We start from the raw sequence: 22038 nt of genomic DNA, 5'->3' as shown, positions 1-22038 counted from the left end.
GATGCCAGAAAAACCAATATTACAAGTTAAAAATTTGTCAGTAGAATTTCATACCTATGCTGGTACAGTTCGAGCAATTCGTGACGTTTCCTTTGACCTATATCAAGGGCAGACGCTGGCGATTGTTGGCGAATCCGGTTCCGGAAAATCTGTTACTACGCATACCTTAATGGGCTTGAATGCTGGTAATGCCACCATTTCATCCGGCAATATTTTCTATAAAGGAAAAGATTTGCTGAAGTTTGACGAAGACGAGTTCGAAGAACTGCGTGGCGGCGAAATTGCGATGATCTTTCAAGATCCTATGACCAGCTTGGATCCAACCATGAAGATCGGCAAACAGATTATGGAAGTGATTCTGCTCCATGATGAAAATGCCGATGATAAATTAGCTGCCGACCGTGCTTTGAAATTAATGGAGCAGGTTGGTATTCCCAATGCATCAGAACATTTTAATGATTATCCGCACCAGTGGTCTGGCGGTATGCGTCAACGTGCCGTGATTGCGATTGCCTTAGCTGGTAATCCTGGCATTTTAATTGCTGATGAACCAACTACTGCTCTTGATGTTACGATTCAGGCACAAATTCTGCATCTGATGAAGGGTATTCAATCTGAAATCGATTCTTCGATTATTTTTATTACGCATGATTTAGGTGTTGTTGCTGGTATGGCTGATAAGGTAGCTGTCATGTATGCAGGCAAAATCGTTGAATACGGCACTACACAGGAAATTTTCTATAATCCTCAGCATCCTTATACATGGGGACTTTTGGATTCAATGCCGACGACCGACATTGAAACAGATGAGCTTTCTTCAATTCCTGGTACGCCTCCGGATCTGCTTGATCCGCCTAAAGGTGATGCTTTTGCAGCACGTAATAAGTATGCTTTGGACATTGATTATGAGGAAGAACCACCGTTCTTCCAAGTTAGTGATACGCATTATGCCGCTACTTGGCTGCTTGATAAGCGTGCGCCCAAAGTGACACCGCCAGCGGCCATTTTAAAGCGTTGGGCCAAGTGGAAGAAAATTGCTGGGAAAGATAATTTTCCTAAAATTTCTAAATCAGGCGTTCCTGGTAGGAAAAAGACAGCTAAAGAAACGGCTAGCCCAAAGTCTGGTGCTGAATTAGCCAGAAAGGATCAAGCATGACGGACAAAAAAATTCTCGAAGTTAAGAATTTAAAATTATCCTTCAATCCTGGGAAGGCCAATGAAGTCAAAGCGATCGATAATGTCAGTTTTGACATTTATGAAGGCGAGGTTTTCGGATTAGTAGGCGAGTCTGGATCAGGGAAGACAACAATCGGACGTACTATCCTGAAATTGTATACACCACAAAGTGGCGAAATTAAGTTCGAGGGACATGATGTTTTGAAACAATCTTCTGCTGAAGCAAAAACGTTTCGCAAAGATGCACAAATGATCTTCCAAGATCCGCAAGCGAGTTTGAATGGCCGAATGAAAGTTAAGGATATCATTGCCGAAGGTATCGACATACATCATTTAGCTAAAAACAAAGCAGACCGAGATGCACAGGTAGAACGCTTGTTAAAGCTGGTCGGATTGAATGAAGACCATGCCAGCCGTTATCCTTATGAATTTTCCGGCGGGCAGCGTCAAAGAATCGGCATTGCGAGGGCTTTAGCTGTAAGGCCAAAGTTCATTATTGCTGATGAGCCTATTTCTGCTTTGGATGTTTCTATTCAAGCCCAAGTGGTGAATTTGATGAAGAAGCTTCAAAAAGAAGAAAAACTCACTTATTTGTTCATTGCGCATGATCTTTCGATGGTTAAGTATATTTCCGATAGAATTGCAGTCATGCACTGGGGCAAAATATTGGAAATTGGGACATCGGATGAAGTTTATGGGCATCCGATCCATCCTTATACAAAGAGCCTGCTAAGCGCAATTCCGATTCCAGATCCAGAGGTTGAGTTGGCTAGGGAGCCAATTGATTATGATCCAGCAATGGAGACTGATGGAAAAGCTCGTACCATGCATGAGATCCATCCGGGACATTTTGTTTTGTCAACAGATGAAGAAGCAGCTGAGTTTTCTAAAAACTAACTGCTTTTTTATTGCACTTCTTTAGTAAAATGGAAACAGCTGTTCTTTTGGAAAATAGGGAAAAACAATCACATGGGTCTTCGGTGACTCATACTGGTAATTTAGAAAAACAATTGGTTGCAGGATCGGCTTGGCTGAGTTTTGGCAATTTGTTTTCGCGTATCTTAGGGGCACTCTATATTATTCCTTGGACCATGATTATCGGCCGATATTCCACGGAAGCTAACGGCTTGTTTAACATGGGATATACGATCTATGCACTTTTTTTAATGATTTCAACAGCCGGAATTCCGACAGCGATCAGTAATTTAGTAGCACACTACAATGCCATCTCAGAAGCACAAACTTCTTTGAGGCTGCTTTGGCAAGGATTGAAGGTGGCGTTACTAACAGGAATTCTGTCAGCTTTGATTTTGGGCTTTTTGGCGCCAATACTAGCTGCCGGCCATCAATCTTTGGCACTGGTGCTATGGTCTTTGGTTCCGGCTGTGTTTATTTTCCCGATTATGTCAATGTTTCGCGGGTTTTTTCAGGGAAACCAGATGATGAAGGAATCTGCTATTAGCCAGATTATCGAACAATTTGCCCGGATTGTTTACATGCTGGTCGGCACTTTTGTCGTTTTGCGTGTCAACGCTGATAATTGGCGAGGGGCGGTTATACAGTCTACTTTTGCAGCTTTTGTAGGCGCTTTGCTGGGGCTTATTTATCTTTTATACGCTTTTTCGTTGCGGCGCGGCCAATTTATTTTGCAGGCCAGACAATCTCTTAAGAAGATTCACATTAAGGCCGGCAGGCTGATCTGGCATATTTTGAGACAATCAATCCCATTTGTTATCGTGGCATCGGCGGTCACGTTTTATCAATTAATTGATCAATATACTTTTTTTGTGTCTATGAACCGTTTCTTCTCCTTTTCTGACCAAGAATTAATTGTGCAATTTGCACGTTTTAATGCTAATGCGAATAAATTAGTGCTGATCATTGTGCCGATCGCAGGGGCAATTGCTGAAACAAGTCTGCCGATGCTTTCTAATGCCTATGCTAATCGGGATGTGCCGAGCGTTCGCAAACAAATAAAAAACATTTACCGTTTATTTTATGTGGCCATGTTCCTGAGTGCTTTTGGTTTGTATGCCGTAGCACTGCCTATGTATACAGTCTTTTATGGCACGAGTGATCCGAACCTTCAAGCAGGGGTCGGCCTCTTGCGAGTAAACGCGGTTGTCGCGATTTTTTATGGTTTTTTCACAGTACTGGCCTTTATTATCCAAGGACTGAATCATTCTAGAATAGCTGTGAAGTCACTGCTTTATGGTCTTATTTTGAAGATTGTCTTCCAATTGCCGATGATCTTTTTATTCCAGGCCACAGGTGCCATGCTTAGTACTTTAATTGGCTTTGTTTTCAGCTGCTGTTATTTGTCTTTAGCGATTAAGCGGTTTTATCAGGTTGATGTCGCAGACACACAAGATGATTTATTCAAAACAGTTCTTATTGCAATTTCGGTTTTAGTTACTGCTTGGCTGGTTGTTACAGGGCTAGAGAGTGTTCTGCCGCTTACCAGATTTGCTCAGATTATTGTCTTGATTCCGGCAGTTGGGGCAGGCGGGGCAGTCGGCATCTGGCTGCTGGTCAAATTAAAAGTTGCCGGCGACTTGCTGCAGCGTTTTATCCCGGCACGTTTTTTAAAAGAAAGGAATTAACTTGATATGACTAATTGGAAAGAAGCCGTACAGGCCAATCAGACTCAGCTGATTGCTGATTTAAAAGATTTAATTGCGGTTGCCTCCGTCAGAGACGACAGTCAAGCAGTTGAAGGTGCACCGTTAGGCCCTGGACCGCGTGACGGATTGCTGAAGTTTGGTGAGTTTGCCGAGCGTGACGGTTTTGAATTTCATAATTTGGCTAATCTGGTCGGGTATGTTGAATATGCACCCGAATCCGCTGACGATCAATATATTGCGCTTTTGGCCCATGTTGATGAAATGCCTGCTGGAGACGGTTGGACGACGGATGCGTTTACTGCTGTAGAAAAGAACGGCCGCCTTTATGGCCGCGGCAGTTCTGATGATAAGGGCCCGGCTTTGGCTGCCTATCATGCATTAAAAACAGTCCATGACCTTGCTTTGCCGCTCAAGCATAAGGTCCGCTTTATTTTGGGTACTGACGAGGAAAATGATTGGACTTGCATGGATTATTATTTTAAGCATGAACCGGCGCCCTTGCTTGGTTTTTCGCCTGATGCCGAATTTCCAATCATTAATGGCGAAAAAGGGCTGGCACAATATGAAATTCATTTTCAGGGCAGTAACGCTGGAGACATTCGTTTACTAAAGTTTCAGGCAGGTGAACGGACAAATATGGTGCCTGGCAAAGCTACTGCGATTGTTCAGCTAACGGATCTTTCCCAAATTGTGCAGGATTTTCAGGCTTTCTTGTCAAAACATGATGTCTTGAGCGGACAGGCAGTCGTTGAGGGCAATCAGATCAGCTTGACGGTAAATGGCAAACAAGCACATGGTGCCTGGCCGGAAGACGGCGAAAATGCGGGCACTTACCTAGCAGCTTTCTTACGCCAATACGATTTCCAAGGAAGCGCGGCTGCTTTTTTGACTTATCTGGGTGGTATTGCACACCAAGATCCAAAGGGCAGCAAATTAGGTATCGCCTCGCATGATGATTTGATGGGCGATTTATCCATGAACGTTGGCATTATGCGTTTTCAGCAAGACGCTGATAGTTTCATTAATCTCAATGTTCGTTTTCCAAAAAGTACCAGCAATGCGGCGATTTTGAAAGGACTCAATTCGACTCGGCCTGAGGGACTTTCAGCAGAATTCGTCAATAAAGGCTTTGCTCAAACGCCGCATTACGTACCTGCTGATGATCCGATGGTCAAAAGCCTGCTGCGTATTTATGAAGAACAGACTGGTCAAAAAGGGCACGAACAGGTAATCGGTGGTGGTACTTATGGCCGTTTGATGAAGCGTGGTGTCGGCTACGGTGCACTGTTCCCGCAAAGAGAATCGACCATGCATCAAGCTAACGAGTATATTGAAATAGATGACTTAAAACTGGCAGATTCAATCTATGCGCAAGCCATCTATGAATTAGCCAACCTGGATTAAGGAGAGAACATGTTATTTGAGATTTTAAAAGCGATTGTTTTGGGAATCGTTGAAGGCGTCACTGAGTTTTTGCCGATTTCGTCGACAGGCCATTTGATTCTCGTTGATGAATTTGTGAAGATTTCTTCTGATAAAGCTTTCACCACGACTTTTGAATATGTGATTCAGTTGGGTGCCATTATTGCAGTTGTGCTGCTGTATTGGCGCCGGCTATGGCCATTTGGCAATGATAAGACGGAAAAGCAGCGTTTTAATATCTGGGCAACTTGGGTCAAAGTGGTCGTGGGTGTAATTCCTTCGGTTATTATCGGTTTTCTGCTAAATGATTGGATGGATCAGCATCTGATGACTTGGCAGGTTGTCTCAGTAGCTTTGATTTTTTATGGTATTGCCTTTATTCTGATTGAAAATTTCCAAAAGAGTCGCAAACCGCGTGTTAGTACCGTTAGTCACTTAACATTAGGGGATGTCATCAAAATTGGTTTGTTCCAAGTTTTGAGTATAATACCTGGTACTTCACGTTCTGGCGCCACGATATTAGGCGGACTATCTATCGGCGTTTCGCGTGAGGCAGCGGCGGAATTTTCATTCTTTCTTTCAATTCCCACAATGTTAGGTGTCTCGGTCTTAAAGATTGGCTCCTATCTGCATGATCATGGTATGTTTTCTGTTGAACAAATTGTTGTCTTGCTGGTAGGCATGGTAATTTCTTTCTTAGTTGCCTATGTGGTGATTAAATGGTTGCTGAGATTCATACAAACGCATGATTTTAAGGCATTTGGCTGGTATCGAATCATACTGGGCGTTGTGGTGATTATTTTTGGTTTTCTGGGTGTTATTCACTAAAACATTTCCCTGACTGAAAACTTATCATATTTAAGCAATTAATTAGCAATTAAAAAAACAGCCTTGATAGGCTGTTTTTGTTTAGGCGATTTTTATACTCGCGCCGTGATTCCCACCGCGAATTTCTGCTAGTTTGTCATCGATCATTGAAAGCACGACTTCTTGATTCTTAGGATCTTCAAGGTTCCAGCGCTGGAGATCAACGCGCATTTTTGGCGACTTGTCGAAATCATCAAACCATTGCTTATAGGCAGCCCACATTTTGTGGTAGTAATCGCGCAAAGATGGATTGTTTTCGAATTGTTCGTAGGGACGTGCACGTTTTTTAATACGATACAAAATTGTGTCGAAATCCGTATCAGCGTAAACCATCAAATCCGGTGCTTTCTTTTTTAGTCCCTGTAATTCGGACATCATATTATCCAGCAATTCGTTGTAAACAGACATCTCTTGATCGGAAATATTGCCATCCAAATGATTTTGTTCGGTAAAGAGGGCATCCTCATAAATAGATCGGTCTAAGACATTGTTGTCATCCGCTAGAGCAGATTTAATCATGCTAAAGCGCCGGTTCAAAAAATAAATCTGTAAAAGAAAACCGTATTGTTTTGGGTCGGAATAATAAAGCGGCAGCACGGGGTTGTCAGCCACCGGTTCATAAAAAGGCTTTGTGCCCAAATGGTCGGAAATCAATTTTGTTAAAGTCGTTTTTCCAACACCAATCATTCCTGCTGTTATTATCACCATATCTCCCCGCTTTCAGCTTTTTTCTTATTTAATTTATCATCTAGGCGAACATAAAAGGGTGGATAAGTCTGTGGATTTATTCATCTACCGTATTTTGTAGTATACAAAAAGCTCCATAACAGCGCTTTAAAAATGTTACAAGTTTTATACAGTGCTTAAGCTTTGTTCGCGCCTTGGTTGCTTTTCTTCAATTCATTGCGAATTTCAGTCAGCAGCTTTAATTGAGGATCTTCTTTAACCGCCTCTTTAGGATTTTTCTTGAAGAATTTGTTGATCGCTTTGATGATCAAGAAGATCACCAGTCCGACAATGACAAAATTAATAATATCGTTCAGCACTTGGCCATACCTGAATACGGCAGAGCCGATTGAAAACTTCAAAGCCGATAGATCAACCGCTCCGGAGAAAATCGCAATTATCGGTCCGATTAAATTATCGACAATTGATTTGACAATCGCAGTGAAAGCAGCTCCCATTACAACGCCAACTGCTAAATCAATTGCATTTCCGCGAATAATGAACTCTTTAAACTCTTTTAACATCGATTTCTCCTAGAATTCTCCTAAAATTTAAATTTACTTGAAAATCATAGCAAAAAATTTGAATTTTTGTCCTTTTTTTTGCGATAATAAGGAAGTCGCGTATTAATGCCCCGATGGCGGAATTGGCAGACGCGCAGCGTTCAGGTCGCTGTGAGAGCAATCTCGTGCAGGTTCGACTCCTGTTCGGGGCATCATTGACGAACACCGTATTCACTTTAATGAATACGGTGTTTTTTTATTTATAATTGCATGAATATTGCTAGTACCGTATCTATCAGCGTTTTTGCTGATTGACGAATTATTTGTCGCTATCATCTTCATCTTTAGGTGTGACATCTTTTGGTGCTTGGCCAGAGTTGAAAGTCTCATCATAATCTGTCGAAGAAGGCCGCTGGTGGCGGGAAAAGTAGGCCAAAATGTAGATTGTCAGGCCAATAATCACAAATAGCCACCACAAGCGCAGAATCAAAATGACCAGAAAAATGATGACAGCTGCGGTATCAATGTAAATGTTGTAGGGTTTGGCAAATTTTTCCGAGAGAAAAAGAACCAGCAGCAGAATTAAAAAACTAATGATGATTGACATTTTTGTCCTCCTTATTTAAGGATACATGGTCACTGCGTTCAGCGCTTAACTTTCAGTTTATGCTGTCTTAATCTTCTTTTAATCTGTCGCATGAATAATCAAAGGTGTTCCAAGGGCAGATTACAATCTAATTACCCTTGGGACAACCCTCCCTTTAAAATATTGAATCCCCCTGAAACAAGCTGAAAAAACTTTCTTAAAAATATATAAATTTTAATCCCAAATCAAAGCAGCGATGAAACGCTGTTTTTTTTGTGTCTGAAGATTGTTTTCGGACGCTCGCAAACCCTAAGGGTGTTCTTTAACAGACAAGATTGTATAATGGCATTAACTGTATTGGAGGTTTTTATGGCAGAAGTTGAAAGTTTTACATTGGATCATACAAAGGTTAAAGCACCATATGTGCGTTTGATCACTGAAGAAAAAGGGCCGAATGGGGGCACAGTTGCCAATTACGATTTGCGGCTGGTACAACCAAATGAGACAGCTATTGAAACAGCTGGTATCCACACATTAGAGCATTTATTTGCTGATTTGATGCGCAACCGCTTGGACGGTATTATTGATATTTCTCCCTTTGGCTGCCGCACGGGATTTCATATGATTTCTTGGTACACTTATTCGACTGAAGAGGTGGCCAAGGCGCTTAAGTCGACATTGCAGGAAATTGTCGATAAGATCAAGTTTTCTGATATTCAAGGTGTTAGTGCTAAGACCTGCGGCAATTACAAGGATCATTCGCTGCATAGCGCAAAAGAATGGTCTAAGATCATTTTGAGCCAGGGTATTTCCTCTGATCCCTACGTTAGAAAAGTTGTTTAATTTGATAATCAGCCCTGTCAATGTACAGGGCTTTATTTTGTCTTATTTTTAGCTTGTTTTTGCAAACGATGTAATTTTGCAACGAGCTCCGGTACGCCATATTTTTCGATTGAATCTGCGTATTTCAGCATACAGGCCTCTTGAGAAAAATCGGGGAAGTAGTTGCTCTTTAAATCCTGGTCCGGGTATCGGTTAGCAAATAGTTCGATCAGATTATAATAAGCAATCTGTTTAGCTGGATCAGAAGCATCGTAAACAACTTTTCCTATTGAATTGATAATTTTTGCACCCATAATCTAATTTCATTGTAAAAAGCTTATATTGAAAAAGAGTTAAAGACAGGTTACTCAAGCGTGAAAAATTTGCTATTTTGCCTCAATTTTGTCATACGCCGAAGTGATGTGGATTTTTTGCAACATAAATGTAAATTGCTTAACAAGGTCTGCAAGTGCTAGAATTACAACTGTTTTTCACAAACTTTTATTTCACAGAGAAAATGGAGATCAACTTTTGTTTGCAATCATAATTGGACTATCTATCGGTGTCGGTCTGCCCATTCAGACCGCAATTAATTCACGACTCAGGACTTTACTAGCTTCGCCCTTACTTTCGTCAATGATTTCGTTTACAATCGGGGCAGCTTTTTTGCTGATTGTTAATTGGCTTGTCTCAGGGAAAGCGGGCATTAATTTATCCTTAGCGGCTAACCAGCCTTTTTGGATTTGGACCGGCGGGATATTTGGTGTCATTTTTCTGACCGGCAACATTCTGCTGTTTCCTAAATTAGGCAGTGTTCAGACTGTCATCATGCCGATTGTCGGACAGATCGTCATGAGTATGCTGATCGATAATTTTGGCTGGTTTTTTTCACCAAAACATACTTTAGGTTTTTTGCGTGTTATTGGTGCACTTTTATTGCTTGCCGGCGTTTTTCTGGCTGTGGCGGCGCGGGATTTGTTTGCCAGCATAAGAACATCACGCTTGCAGCAGGCTAGGCCTTCGTCTAGTAATCGATTGCTGAGTTGGGTTTGGCGGGTTAGCGGCTTTGTCATCGGGATGTTCAGTGCCACTCAAACAGCCATAAACGGCCATCTGGGAATTATTTTGCATTCCCCAATCAAATCAGCCTTAGTATCTTTTGTGGTCGGTACAGTGGTGCTTTGGCTGCTGGTGCTGATTGTTGAACATGGTTATCATTTGTCAATTGCTGCCCATCAAAAGGCGCCTTGGTGGATTTGGATCGGCGGCCTGATTGGTGCTTTATTTGTTTTGGGAAACGCCTATCTAGTGCCTTTGATCGGGACCGGCCTGACTGTGGTTGTGGTATTGTTGGGACAGATTGCCGGCAGTATGCTTGTTGATCAATTCGGCTGGTTTGCCGCGAAAAAGAATCCAGTTGATTTGGCACAAATTGCTGGTATCGTTTTGATGGTTGCCGGCGTCGCTTTGATTAAGCTTTTTTAAGAAACGGCGTAGACTGAATTTTAGATTAAGCAGCAAGGGACTGGATTTTGATCGTTATATTATTTAGAGAAAGTGTGGAGCTGATCATTTTTATGCTGTTCGGCTTTTTACTTCTCAAACTCGGGTGGATTAAAAAAATACATATTAATGGGTTATCAGGTTTGCTGACGAAATTGTCTCTGCCATGCGCAATTCTTATGAGTTGTCAAATGCCCTTCAGCTGGCAAACGGCGCAGGTCATTGGAGAGTCGGCTGTCATTAGCCTGTTGTTTATGATTGTGACGCTGCTTTTAGCGTTGCTAATGCCAAAAATTTTCAGGATTAAAGCTGACCTGAAAAATATTTGGGTGGGATGCTGTACTTTTTCAAACATATTGTTTATCGGTATCCCGATTATCGGCAGTTTGTACGGACATGTAGGACTGATTGTATTGGTGACCTATAATGCGTTCTCAAATCTATTTCTGTTTTCTTTTGGTATCAAACTATATTCATCTGTCTCTAAGTTCGAATGGCGGTCTTTCTTGCTCACACCGGCCATTGCAGCCTCTATCTTGGGATTCCTGCTCTTTTTCGCCCGTATCCGCATTGTATCTCCAATCAGCGAAACTCTGAGTGATTTGGGTAATATGACGGCACCGCTTTCTATGCTGATCACGGGCGCCTTATTTGCGCAAACGGATTTTCAGCACCTATTTAAACGACTCGATCTCTATGAGTTCTGTCTGACTCGCTTGGTTATTCTGCCCCTGGTACTTGTACCGCTTTTAAAATTCGGCATCCAAAATCAAATTATTCTCGGTGTGATGGTGATTGCAGCTGCAATGCCAGCTGGTGCCATCAATACAGCCTTAGCCGAATTATATTCGGGGCAGGGCAGACGCGCCTCAGAATATGTTGTGAGTTCAACGCTGCTGTCTATGCTGACGATTCCGCTAGTCGCTTGGGTCAGCTTGTTTGCATAAAAAAAGCATCTCCGAAAATCGTTTGGATTTGGAAATGCGATAGATGTTTAGACTGCTTTAGCTTTAAGCAAAGCTTCGATATCTGGTACCATTTTCTCAGGATTTGTCTCTGGTGCATAGCGCTTTACGGGGTTGCCTTGTGCATCGACCAAAAACTTCGTGAAATTCCACTTAATCATTTTGCCGGCTGGAGCTGGTGCATTGTCTTTCAGGAATGTAAACAGCGGCAATGTATTTTTGCCGTTAACTGAAATAATTTCATGCATGGGGAAACTGACACCATAAGTTGTCCGGCAGATCTGTGCTGCTTCCTGACTTGAATCAACCTCTTGCTTGAACTGGTTGGAAGGGAAACCCAAGACCATCACACCTTGATCTTTATATTTTTCATAGATGGCTTCTAAATCATTGAATTGTGGTGCAAAGCCGCATTTTGTGGCCGTGTTGACAATGACGAGGATCTTGTCTTTATACTTATCGAGCTTGTAAGATTCGCCATTCTCTAACGTCACTTCATAATCGTAAATTGACATTTATTCTCCTTTGAATCAATCCAGTGGATTGATGGCGTCAATGATTGAATGTGTTCAATACGCTGCGCTAAAGAATAGTTTACTACTTTGTGAATTTTTCTTTTTCGCTCTTCAGGTCGAATCAGTCTACGCCGATAAGCTGGTCTTGCAGTTGGGCGAGTTCCTCTGAAATATAGACTGGATATTTATTCGGATTAGATAAGCGCTTGCTCTCTTCGGGCAGTTCTTTGAGCGCTGATCGGCAAGCAGCCTGAATTTCTTTGACAGTCGGGGAGGTATAAACAGGTTTTCCTTGGTCGAAGATAGTTGTTTGCAATGCTTTGAAATCAAAATCGCGCAAGAAACTGTGCTGTCTGGTATCAAGCGGATCAGCCGAACGGACTGAAATCTGACTATTAGCAGATATTTCTTCATCTGCGAGTGTGATCACATCCGCAAAAGCTTCATGCGTTTGTTTATTGTATAAACGATAAACTTTTTTTAATCCTGGTAACGTTACTTTTTCACGGCTATCGCTAATCTTGATCTTTGGAACCAGATGGCCATCGTGGACAACAGCGACTAATTTGTAAACGCCGCTTAAGACTGGGTCGCTGGCACTCGTAATCAGTTTTTCGCCAATGCCGAAGTTATCTATCGGTGCTTTTTCGTTTAACAGCAGGGATTGAATGGTCGTCTCGTCTAAGGCGTTGGAGGCTGTGATCTTGGCTTTTTCAAAACCGGCTGCGTCTAATTGCTGCCGGGCTATTTTAGCTAAATGGGCAATGTCGCCGGAATCGATGCGAATACCAATCGGCTGGTGACCTTGCTTGACTAGATCACCAAAGACTTTAATAGCATTGGGTACTCCGGAATTGATGACGTCATAGGTATCTACAAGCAAGGCACAATTATCCGGATAGAGTTCAGCCCATTTTTCAAAGGCGGCCAATTCGCTAGGGAAAGCTTCGATCCAGCTGTGAGCCATTGTGCCGGCTGACGGCACATCGAATAATTTGGCTGTCAGCAGGTTAGAAGTACTGGCACATCCGCCAATGATTGCCGCTCGAGCGCCAAAAGTCGCTGACATTGGTCCTTGAGCCCGGCGTGCACCAAACTCCATGATGGGACGGCCTTGAGCTGCATAAGTAATGCGACGCGCTTTTGTAGCGATCAGCGATTCATGATTAATGATGCTTAATAAGAGTGTTTCAAAAAGCTGAACCTGGATTAGCGGGCCTCTGACCGTCAGAATCGGTTCCCTGGGGAAAATCGGTGTGCCTTCGGGAACGGCGGTCATTTCACCGCTAAAATGGAAATCTTTCAGAAATAACAAAAATTTCTCGGTGAAGAGATGCAAGCTATCCAGATACGCCAGATCTGTTTTTTCAAAATGAAAATCGGCAACCGCATCGATGGCCTGTGCCAATCCGGCTGTCACGACAAAACTGCCGTTGTCCGGCACTCGTCGATAAAAGATATCAAAAATGCCTTCTTCATCGGGAATTGTCTGCTGATAGCCGTTAGCCATCGATAATTCATAAAGATCAGTAACCATTGACAAGTTCATATAATTGGCTTCTTTCACAAGTTATTTGATTCAAGTAATAATATATTATAGTTGCTGCAGAGATACAAAATTTTGGAGCTTATAAAAAAGCATACCGGCGATTGAGAGTCGTGGCATGCTTGTTTGAAAGATTAATAAACAGGACCGTAATATGGCTGGTAAACGACGTTATTAAAATCGAAATCTTTCAGCTGACTAATTGTGATAACTTTCGTTACACCCATTGCCGGCATCAAATTTACGGCTTCATTTTCACCATCCGGCACCACGAGAACAACTGCTTTATGGATAGCATAGGCATAACCTAATTCCCAAGCAATACCTTCGTCAGCTTCGTTGGGCAGATACATTGCGACAACCAGGTCGCTTGTATTAATACCGTTGACATCACCATTGAAAGTACCCATTTGCCATTCGCTGTCGTTTAGCAGTTCAGGGTGTTCTGTCACGGACAATCCTTTGTATTGGTGATCCAAGGGATAGTAGGAGTGCGCCCAGTTAATTGACTCGTTTTCCTTGATCAGGCTGATGCCTTTGTTCATGTTCTCGACTTGCGTGTCGGTGAACCAAGAACAGGCGAAATAAACTTTTTTCATGCAGATAACCCTTTCGTTTCAAGTTTGCAAATTTTATTATACTACCCGGCTGCCGGCCTTTGAGGCGATTTTATGAATTGGATAAAGCTTTGCTGAGGAAAATCACCAAATAGTGCGATTCGCTGGCAAGATCAATTTTGCTGCTGGGGAATAGCATCATCCTAATTGCAACAGTAAAAATGCTGGCTGCGACCAATGAAAGAATACGAGGCGCCGGCCAATCGACGAGCTGCTTTTTTGCTTGCAGGATACGTATTGGTTTTTCAGCCTGAACAATGATCGTATCGATAAATTTTTCTTTTAACAGTGAAAGCATCTGCGGATCAGTCAATACTTGTGCGAATATAATTTTCAATACTTTGTGGTTTGCCTGAATGAAGGCAAGACGGTCTAAGACTACGATATTGAGAAGTTGTTCCAAGTCATCGTAATCGCGATTTAAATTTTGGCCGGCAAATTCCTGAACCGCTCGAGGGAAAACTTCTGTCAGAATCGGTGTCAGTACTGCTGCTAATAAATCTTGTTTGCTTTTAAAACGCCGGTAGACAGTGCCTTGGGCAACGTGAGCCTTCGCCGCGATTTCAGCGGTGCTGGTTTTATCAAAACCTTTTTCGGCAAACAAATCCAAGCTGGCTTTAAGAATCTGCTGCTGTTTCTCTGGCAAATCCTGCATCTGCAGCAAGACTTGGTCGAAAATTGTTTGTAAATCGTTTTCCGGCATTTTAGACCCTCCTATAACGGCGCATGCCCAAAATATTCAGAGCAATGAAGATAATGACAAATAGGCAGAGAATAGCCAATGATTTCCAGATATCGCCTAGCTGCCAATTTTTCTCAATGACGTTCGTCAGTGCTGAAGCGCCATAATACAGCGGCATAATATGAGCAATTGCTTGGAGCCAGCCAGCCATATGGTCGACCGGAATGAGGCCGGAGAAGAAGACTTGCGGGACAACGATCAGCGGAATGAACTGAATCATCTGGAATTCGCTGCTTGCAAATGTCGAAACAAAAATACCCATGGCCAAAGCAATCAGAGCCAGCAGCAAATCAATCATAATGACCAGCCAGAGAGCACCGAGAATCTCGACTTTTAATACTGCAATGACATAAAACACAATGAGCAGCGTCTGCAAACAGGCAAATAGGCCATAGCCGATCAGATAGCCGACAATAATTTGACTGCGGCGAATTGGTGTGGCGAGCAAACGATCCAATGTTCCTGAAGTTCTTTCGGTTAAAAGTGAAATGCCCGAGATCAGAAAAACAAAAAAGAAAACGAAGAATCCCATGAAAACTGGTAAAAAGCTTTGAAAGAAAGTGGAATCACGGCTTCCGTACAGATAATTGCTTTTTGTTTTGTATTGCTGGGGCGATGCTTGTTTAGCGGCAGGCATTTTTCCAGGAAGAAGCTGGCTTTGAGCCTTGGCCTGCTGAATCAGTTTGGTTAGGTGGGCAACCAAAATTTTAGTATTGGCTACTTGCAGGGATTGTCTGACTATAGCAGTTTGCGAAAGATCGCTATTTGAATATGTCACAGTCAGCTGACGACCGGATTGGTTAATAAAGGCAGACAGGTTATTTTGTTTGATTAAATCCTTAGCCGAACGTCCGCTGGCATAGTGATCCAGCTTGAGATTTTTATTCTGCACGGCTCTTAAAAGAGTCTTATCCAGATTTTCATAGCCTACCTTAGTTTGATTATCCGAGTTCGTTTTAAACAGGAAAAACATCAGCGTCAAGATCAGCAAAGGCGCTAAAAACATTAACGCGATCGTGCGTTTATCATGACGCATTTCTAAAATGACGCGACTAACAATTGCCAACACTGCTTTCATTTTTGAATCTCCTTATTCTGTTCGCCTGCTGCTAAAAAGACAGCTTCAATGCTATCAACTTTGTATAAATCTTTTAATTCCTGTGGTGTGCCGGCAGTGATGACGCGGCCTTCACGGATTAAAGCCAAGTAATCACAGCGTTCGGCATCAGACATAATATGCGTTGTAATAATGATTGATTTGCCTTGCGTTTTCAGGTGATTTAATTCCTGCCAAATTTGCAGGCTTAATGCCGGATCAATGCCTACAGTCGGCTCGTCTAAAATTAATAATTGCGGATCGGCTAATAAGGCAATCGCTAATGACAAACGGCGTTTCATACCACCGGAATAATTGCTGACACGCTTTTTTAAATCATGGGTGAGATTGACAATACCGGCGGCGTAATCAATCGACTGTAACAATTCCTGCCGTTTCAAAGACAATAAACGGCCGAAGAAAAGCATGTTCTCCAAACCGCTCAGATTATTATATAAGGCATCCGATTGGGCCATATAACCGATTTTCTCTAAAATAGGGCGGTTTGGCATTGATTGGTTCAGCACTTTGATTTGGCCAGAATCGATGGCTGTCATACCCATAATCGCCTTGATCAAAGTCGTCTTGCCAGCACCCGAAGGGCCGATTAAGCCCATTAGCTGTCCAGGATGAAGCTGGATACTAGCATCTCTTAATAAGACCTGCTTTTTGATCGTTTTATAAACGTGGCTTGCATCAACACTTATATTCTGTACCATATTTATTTTCACTTTCTTTGAAAATGTGAGTGACCACTCACTCACATAGAATTGTAACACGAACAGATGGCAATGCCAAAAATTAGACCAATCGTTAAACCAGTTGCCTGTTTTCTCAGGCAATGGGTGTTTACAGAGTAGGATTAAATATGTTTAACAGTTCATTAAAGGGGAGAGACAGATTATCATGCCGGCAATTCATGTATTTTCGGAAATTGGCAAACTGAGGCGCGTTATTGTGCATCGGCCAGGCCGGGAGGTTGAAAATTTGACTCCGGCAATCATGAAGAGGCTGCTGTTCGACGATATTCCTTACCTGCCGATTGCACAGAAAGAACATGATGCCTTGGTCCGGATTTTACAAGAAAACGGTGCTGAGGTTCTATATCTGGAGCAGTTAACTAGTCAAGCCATTGCAGCTGGCCGAATTAAATCAGCCTTTCTGGAGAAAAATCTGCAAGAAGCCGGGCAAGCTTCGGGAGCAATTCACGACGCCTTAAAAGAATATCTGTTAAGTCTGGATACTGATCGTATGGTCAGCAAATTGATTGAGGGTGTTCGGAAAAATGAGCTCGATGTTAAAGCAGATGATTTAGTCAGCGCTGTTGATGACCCTCATTATCCTTTTTACATTGATCCGCTGCCGAGTATGTATTTCACGCGAGATCCGCAAGCGTCGATTGGCGAGGGCTTGACTATTAACCGTATGACTTTTGCTGCACGCCAGCGCGAATCAATGTTTATGGAAACAGTAACCAAATATCATCCGAGTTTTGCAAGAGGAGACTTTTCTGTCTGGCGAAATCGTGATCACCAAACACATATTGAGGGTGGGGATGAACTAATTTTGTCAGATCATGTCCTTGCGATCGGCATTTCTCAAAGGACTTGTGCTGCGGCAATTCAAGATGTGGCCAAAAAATTGTTTGTTGATAGCGGTCAGTCGCATTTCGATACCGTAATTGCGATCAAAATTCCAGAAAACCGCGCCATGATGCATCTAGACACGGTTTTAACAATGGTTAATTTTGACCAGTTTACAGTTCACCCTGGTATTTTGGATGCCGGGGGCAAAATAGACACCTGGACTATGCATCCAGCTGATAACGCACAGGGCTTAACGATTAGTTATAGTCAAGACTTAAAAAGCGTTTTAAAAAACGCCTTAGGAGTTTCGGAACTTGATTTGATTCCGACAGGGGCTGGTGATTTAATCACGGCACCGCGGGAACAGTGGACGGATGGCTCAAATACTTTAGCAATTGTGCCAGGAGTTGTGGTTACTTATGATCGCAATTATGTATCGAACGCACTTTTACAGCACCATGGAATTAAAGTGATCGAAACTGTTTCTAGTGAATTATCTCGCGGCCGTGGCGGCCCGCGTTGTATGACGATGCCTTTAATCCGCGATGATATTTAATTGCTAAAAAAAACGGCCCCATAAGGAGGTCGTTTTTATTTTGCTTAATGGTTGTTGACGAATCAAGCTTCAGCATACCAAGGATAATGGAATGACTGGTCAAAAGGTTTGTCAACACGCTGATAGGTATGAGCACCAAAGTAGTCACGCTGAGCCTGCAAGAGGTTAGCTGGCAAAACTTCAGAACGATAAGAATCAAAGTAAGTGATCGCTGCAGACATCGAAGGAACGGGAACACCAGCTTTAACAGCCAATGCAACGACGTCACGAACGGCATCTTGATACTTGTTTGCAATATCTTTGAAGTAATCATCCAAGAGCAAGTTGTCCAAGTCAGGCTTCTTGTCATAAGCATCAGTGATGTTCTGCAAGAATGCAGCACGGATGATGCAGCCGGCACGCCAGATTTGTGCTAACTTACCATAATTAAAGTCCCAGTTGTACTGTTTAGCAGCAAAACGCAATTGTTCAAAGCCTTGTGCATAAGACATGATCTTTGAGAAGAACAGAGCCTTGCGGATCTCTTCGATTAACTCTTTTTTGTCAGCTGGCAGTTCAACTTTCTTGTCTGGGCCATTGAGAACTTTAGAAGCTGCGACACGCTCGTCTTTCATCATTGAGATGTAGCGAGCGTAGACAGCTTCAGTGATAACAGATTGCGGTACTTGAACTTCTAGGGCATCACCAGAAGACCAGCGGCCAGTTCCTTTATTGTTACCACGATCCAAAATCATATCAACAATTGGCTTGCCGGATCCTAGATCATCTTTACGAGTCAAAATATCAGCAGTAATTTCAATCAAATATGAATTCAATTCGCCTTTATTCCACTCTTTGAAAATATCAGCTGTTTCATCAACAGACAGACCAAGGACATGACGGAGAATGTTGAAGCTTTCGTCAATGATTTCCTCATCGCCGTATTCAATACCGTTATGTACCATCTTGACGTAATGTCCGGCACCGTTTTCACCACAGAAGGTTACACATGGCTTGCCATCTTGTGTGGCTTTAGCAGCAATTTGTTCGAAGATAGGACGAACTAATTCATAGGCTTCTTTTTGTCCACCGGGCATCAAGGATGGTCCCTGCAGAGCGCCAAGTTCACCACCGGAAACACCGGTACCAATAAAGTTAATTCCTGAATTTGCTAAACGCGCATTTCTTGCAATTGTATCTTTGAAGAAAGTATTTCCGCCATCGATCAAGATATCACCCTTATCCAAAATTGGGATCAATTCATCGATCACAGCATCAGTACCAGCACCAGCCTTAACCATTAACATGATTCGACGTGGTTTTGCGATTGATTTAACGAAATCTTCAATCGTGTAAGAAGGGATTAATTTCTTTTCTGAATGCTTTGCCATAACATCGTCCGTTTTTGCACGGGAACGATTAAAAATAGCTACGGTATAACCGCGGCTTTCAACATTTAATGCCAGGTTGCGGCCCATTACGGCCATCCCAACAACACCAAAATCTGCTTGAGTCATAAAATTCCTTTCAATTTAGAAATTGTGAAATTTTTTTGATAGCTTTTTCACAACTACGCTCTTAATTATATCTCAAAAAAAATACTAGGTCACAGGGATTCTCAATCTTAGAAGAAACGCCTACTCAGTGATCAGCTAAAAGGCACCGCCTCCGCCTCCGCCGCCTCCGCCGGAAAAACCGCCGCCAGATGAGAAACCGCCTCCGCCACCGGTCCAGTTGCCGCTGTTTGAAATATTGCTTGGTGTTGGTGCTGAGCTGCTGACGAAATTATTATCGACTTGCCACATTGGGAAATAATAGTAGGCAAATAACAGCGGTGTCACTGACGACTTGATTTCATCGGCAGCTAAATTGCTTCGAAGGTATTTGGCCACTCGCTCGGCCTCATCGAAAACCACCGCATAAGCTAAGATGCGGTCCCAGATAGCAACGTCTTGGATCTGCCTAGCATCGAAATGTCCGATATCGCGCAGCATTGATTTAAATCCGTCCCAACGATATTTTTCTTGAAAACCATCACTTGTATAATACAAACTTGGTGCTTGCCGGAAAACAAGATAAATGGCTGCTGCAATCACAAGGTAGGCTGCCACAAAGAGAAAGAAATAGGCATTTTGCAGGAGAAAACCTGCCACTACCAAAGCCGTGATGCCTAAAAGCGAAGCTAGAATATAAAGAGCCTGTGCAGAATTCTGTCGACTCCGGGCCATATCCGTCTGTTCTTGATCGACAATCGAAAATTTATCTGCTTCTCGATTGATTTGGCCAATGAAGCTTGGTAGTTTGCGACGAATCTTCTTATTCACTTTAGATTGAGCATTTTTTAGCTGATTTGCATCAAAGGCCGCATTCTCTTCATCAAAAAAGGCGGAAAGAATCGTGTCTTCGAATGGTTTTATGTCATTCTTGTTAGCTAGATTGAAGAGAATATGTTTGGAATTGAGCTTGCTGGCGGAATTGATTTTGACATTTTTACGTGCAATTAAATCCATGAAGGTTGCCGATAATAGTTTGCCTTTATCGTGATCGCTTTTAGAAAAATCGTCTGGTGAAAGCCGGGCAGCGATCACAGCTGGTCCAAGATCGTTAGGAATGTCGAAATCATGTACGACTGGCCGGTCAACCCCGGCAGCGGCTTGGGCACGTTTATAATCTTTTTTTAACCGTAAATTGGTTCGGATAAGTTTTAGCGCGGCCAGAAATAATAAGATCGGTGCCAAAAGGAGACTGAGGATCAATATGATGCCGCTTCTTACGTGGGAACGAAAGGTGATGGCACTCTCTTGTTTGAGAATTTCTGAGGCACGATTGTTGTTCTCATGAAGTGGCGGAAACTGTGTCACAGCCTTATTCCAGTAACTATGAATTTCCAGTCGCTGGTTTGCTGGTATTAGCGGGGAGCTCACTGAAACACGGCCTTGACCGGGTTTTACGTCAACTCTGCCGTTCACGCCGGCCGGTGTATGGACCCAAGCTCTCAGTGTTTTTGCCTGGCCAGGCAGCTGCACTTGCATCGAGAAGTTTCGGATATCGGCTTGCCAACTCGAGATAGGAAGCCAATTGAGCTCATCAATTTTAGAATTGGCGGCGATTAGGTTTGCAAAACGCCAAATCAAACGTACACGGATTTCCTGTCCTGGCAGAACATGATCAAAAAGCTTTACCTGCAATGATTTTGCTGCTGCTGATCCTGCTTGAGCGCTATCGGGATTGCTAATCAGCTGAGCATAGAAAGGATCCTGCTCGAATCCGCTGCTCTTGCCGCCAATTGTCCAATAGCCGTTTGCAGGACGCAATGCCTCCCAGCTATTATTTGAAGCGTTGAACACTTCAAGAGAAGTCAGGGCGATTGCAAAACCTTTTTCATTTTGCGCATTGGCCAACTGATTAATAAAAACGCCATTATGCTCGCCATCAAAGCGATAAGTCAGTTCTTGTGTGAAATCAGCAACATTGTCGCTTTTATGGATGGCCAGCTTGGATTGATAGCGGCTAATTTCGTAATCCGCTGCCGAAGCCTTGTGGCCCATGAGATTGCCAGACAAAAAAACCGTTGCAAAAACGGTCAGTAACAATAATAGTTTTTTATAAATCGTTTTTTTAGTCATGATTTAAAATCAACTTTAGGAACTGCTTTTTCATTTTCAGGTGTTTGCAAAAGTTCAAAGGGCTTGAAATTAAAGGATTGTGCAACCAGATTTGCTGGAAACTGCTGGATGCTCGTATTGAAGTTGGCCGACATAGAATTAAATAGTTGTCTGGTATAGGAGATTTTATCTTCAGTGTTAGACAATTCATTCATGAGCTGGGTGAAGTTGCTATTTGCTTTTAAATCGGGATAAGCTTCTGCAACGGCCATTAAGCGGCCCAAAGCATTTGTCAGGCCATCAGAGGCGGCCAGTTTATCGTTTAGGCTTGCTTGCTTGTCTAAAGTAGACTGGCTTAAATTTCGCGCACGGGTGACATCTTCGAGGACAGTCTTCTCGTGAGCTGCGTAACCCTTGACCGTTTCAACCAAGTTGGGAATCAAGTCGTTTCGCCGTTTTAACTGGACATCAATTGCTGAGCTGGATTCAAGAACATTATTTTTTCCTTTTACAAGACCGTTGTATGTCAGGATCGTATAAAGGATGACCAGCAGCAAAAGTACCAGGATAACAATTAACCATATAGGCATAAGAATGAACCT

Annotated in this window: 22 protein-coding genes and 1 tRNA gene; 10 read left to right on the top strand and 13 right to left on the bottom strand. The window is 42.7% G+C overall.

Features of this window, described 5'->3' with window-relative positions:
• The first annotated feature begins 1 nt into the window (after position 1).
• From OKIT_RS07745 to OKIT_RS07725, 5 genes are read left to right on the top strand one after another with little or no spacing between them, the layout of a single operon-like run.
• Positions 2–1156 carry an ABC transporter ATP-binding protein gene (locus tag OKIT_RS07745; RefSeq protein ID WP_007746680.1) on the top strand — a complete coding sequence of 385 codons (1155 nt, stop codon included), beginning with the start codon at positions 2–4 and terminating at the stop codon, positions 1154–1156.
• Complete coding sequence (locus tag OKIT_RS07740; RefSeq protein WP_007746679.1) at positions 1153–2073, top strand: ABC transporter ATP-binding protein; 921 nt, start codon at positions 1153–1155, stop codon at positions 2071–2073. Before OKIT_RS07745 ends, OKIT_RS07740 begins: the two co-directional genes overlap by 4 nt.
• A gap of 29 nt (positions 2074–2102) precedes the next feature.
• Entirely contained in the window at positions 2103–3779 is a 1677-nt protein-coding gene (locus OKIT_RS07735) for a putative polysaccharide biosynthesis protein (protein WP_007746677.1), read from the top strand.
• Between the two features lie 6 nt (positions 3780–3785).
• The gene (pepV, locus tag OKIT_RS07730) at positions 3786–5204 is read left to right on the top strand and encodes a dipeptidase PepV (RefSeq protein WP_007746674.1); all 1419 of its coding nucleotides are present in this window, start codon (positions 3786–3788) and stop codon (positions 5202–5204) included.
• Positions 5205–5213: 9 nt separating this feature from the next.
• Positions 5214–6050 (top strand): undecaprenyl-diphosphate phosphatase, encoded by an 837-nt coding sequence (locus OKIT_RS07725; RefSeq protein ID WP_007746673.1) that lies wholly within the window; start codon positions 5214–5216, stop codon positions 6048–6050.
• Between the two features lie 81 nt (positions 6051–6131).
• Here OKIT_RS07725 and OKIT_RS07720 read toward each other — a convergent pair whose 3' ends face one another.
• Both OKIT_RS07720 and mscL read right to left on the bottom strand, forming a co-directional pair.
• A complete protein-coding gene (locus tag OKIT_RS07720) occupies positions 6132–6797 on the bottom strand; it encodes a deoxynucleoside kinase (RefSeq protein WP_028291697.1) in 666 nt (221 codons plus the stop codon).
• 155 nt (positions 6798–6952) lie between these two features.
• Positions 6953–7339, bottom strand: a complete 387-nt coding sequence (gene mscL / locus OKIT_RS07715; protein ID WP_007746671.1) for a large-conductance mechanosensitive channel protein MscL — start codon at positions 7337–7339, stop codon at positions 6953–6955.
• Between the two features lie 107 nt (positions 7340–7446).
• On the opposite strand from mscL, the gene OKIT_RS07710 reads away from it, so the two are divergent.
• Positions 7447–7530, top strand: a tRNA-Leu gene (locus tag OKIT_RS07710).
• A 107-nt stretch (positions 7531–7637) separates the two neighbouring features.
• Here the strand turns inward: OKIT_RS07710 and OKIT_RS07705 are convergent.
• Positions 7638–7925 (bottom strand): hypothetical protein, encoded by a 288-nt coding sequence (locus OKIT_RS07705; protein ID WP_007746670.1) that lies wholly within the window; start codon positions 7923–7925, stop codon positions 7638–7640.
• A 348-nt stretch (positions 7926–8273) separates the two neighbouring features.
• On the opposite strand from OKIT_RS07705, the gene OKIT_RS07700 reads away from it, so the two are divergent.
• Positions 8274–8747: an S-ribosylhomocysteine lyase gene (locus OKIT_RS07700; RefSeq protein WP_007746669.1), complete on the top strand. Its 474-nt coding sequence runs from the start codon at positions 8274–8276 to the stop codon at positions 8745–8747.
• 32 nt (positions 8748–8779) lie between these two features.
• On the opposite strand, the gene OKIT_RS07695 is transcribed toward OKIT_RS07700, so the two are convergent.
• Entirely contained in the window at positions 8780–9040 is a 261-nt protein-coding gene (locus OKIT_RS07695; RefSeq protein ID WP_007746667.1) for a hypothetical protein, read from the bottom strand.
• 217 nt (positions 9041–9257) lie between these two features.
• Between OKIT_RS07695 and OKIT_RS07690 the strand changes: the two genes are divergently transcribed.
• A complete protein-coding gene (locus OKIT_RS07690; RefSeq protein WP_007746666.1) occupies positions 9258–10211 on the top strand; it encodes a DMT family transporter in 954 nt (317 codons plus the stop codon).
• A 74-nt stretch (positions 10212–10285) separates the two neighbouring features.
• Complete coding sequence (locus OKIT_RS07685) at positions 10286–11176, top strand: AEC family transporter (RefSeq protein ID WP_051239526.1); 891 nt, start codon at positions 10286–10288, stop codon at positions 11174–11176.
• A gap of 47 nt (positions 11177–11223) precedes the next feature.
• Here OKIT_RS07685 and OKIT_RS07680 read toward each other — a convergent pair whose 3' ends face one another.
• The 6 genes from OKIT_RS07680 to OKIT_RS07655 form a co-directional block, all read right to left on the bottom strand.
• Positions 11224–11709 (bottom strand): glutathione peroxidase, encoded by a 486-nt coding sequence (locus tag OKIT_RS07680; protein WP_007746664.1) that lies wholly within the window; start codon positions 11707–11709, stop codon positions 11224–11226.
• A 121-nt stretch (positions 11710–11830) separates the two neighbouring features.
• Positions 11831–13258 (bottom strand): nicotinate phosphoribosyltransferase, encoded by a 1428-nt coding sequence (locus OKIT_RS07675; RefSeq protein WP_007746663.1) that lies wholly within the window; start codon positions 13256–13258, stop codon positions 11831–11833.
• A gap of 131 nt (positions 13259–13389) precedes the next feature.
• The gene (locus tag OKIT_RS07670) at positions 13390–13854 is read right to left on the bottom strand and encodes a nucleoside 2-deoxyribosyltransferase (RefSeq protein WP_007746661.1); all 465 of its coding nucleotides are present in this window, start codon (positions 13852–13854) and stop codon (positions 13390–13392) included.
• Between the two features lie 70 nt (positions 13855–13924).
• Entirely contained in the window at positions 13925–14575 is a 651-nt protein-coding gene (locus OKIT_RS07665; RefSeq protein WP_007746658.1) for a TetR/AcrR family transcriptional regulator, read from the bottom strand.
• Between the two features lies 1 nt (position 14576).
• Complete coding sequence (locus OKIT_RS07660) at positions 14577–15692, bottom strand: ABC transporter permease (RefSeq protein WP_007746657.1); 1116 nt, start codon at positions 15690–15692, stop codon at positions 14577–14579.
• Positions 15689–16429 carry an ABC transporter ATP-binding protein gene (locus tag OKIT_RS07655; protein WP_007746655.1) on the bottom strand — a complete coding sequence of 247 codons (741 nt, stop codon included), beginning with the start codon at positions 16427–16429 and terminating at the stop codon, positions 15689–15691. Before OKIT_RS07655 ends, OKIT_RS07660 begins: the two co-directional genes overlap by 4 nt.
• Before the next feature lie 184 nt (positions 16430–16613).
• Here OKIT_RS07655 and arcA point away from each other — a divergent pair, with 184 nt between their 5' ends.
• Positions 16614–17852, top strand: a complete 1239-nt coding sequence (gene arcA / locus OKIT_RS07650; RefSeq protein ID WP_148126031.1) for an arginine deiminase — start codon at positions 16614–16616, stop codon at positions 17850–17852.
• 62 nt (positions 17853–17914) lie between these two features.
• Here the strand turns inward: arcA and gndA are convergent, their stop codons facing one another.
• The 3 genes from gndA to OKIT_RS07635 all read right to left on the bottom strand — a co-directional run bounded on the left by gndA (position 17915) and on the right by OKIT_RS07635 (position 22026).
• Positions 17915–19348 carry an NADP-dependent phosphogluconate dehydrogenase gene (gndA, locus tag OKIT_RS07645; protein WP_007746652.1) on the bottom strand — a complete coding sequence of 478 codons (1434 nt, stop codon included), beginning with the start codon at positions 19346–19348 and terminating at the stop codon, positions 17915–17917.
• A 135-nt stretch (positions 19349–19483) separates the two neighbouring features.
• A complete protein-coding gene (locus tag OKIT_RS09660) occupies positions 19484–21457 on the bottom strand; it encodes a DUF2207 domain-containing protein (protein WP_007746651.1) in 1974 nt (657 codons plus the stop codon).
• The gene (locus OKIT_RS07635; protein ID WP_007746650.1) at positions 21454–22026 is read right to left on the bottom strand and encodes a LemA family protein; all 573 of its coding nucleotides are present in this window, start codon (positions 22024–22026) and stop codon (positions 21454–21456) included. Before OKIT_RS07635 ends, OKIT_RS09660 begins: the two co-directional genes overlap by 4 nt.
• Positions 22027–22038: the final 12 nt, after the last annotated feature.

It is taken from the genome of Oenococcus kitaharae DSM 17330 (assembly GCF_000241055.1).
GTDB lineage: Bacteria > Bacillota > Bacilli > Lactobacillales > Lactobacillaceae > Oenococcus > Oenococcus kitaharae.
The sequence above is the reverse complement of the archived record's forward strand: the minus strand, read 5'-3'. Positions and strand labels throughout refer to the sequence as shown.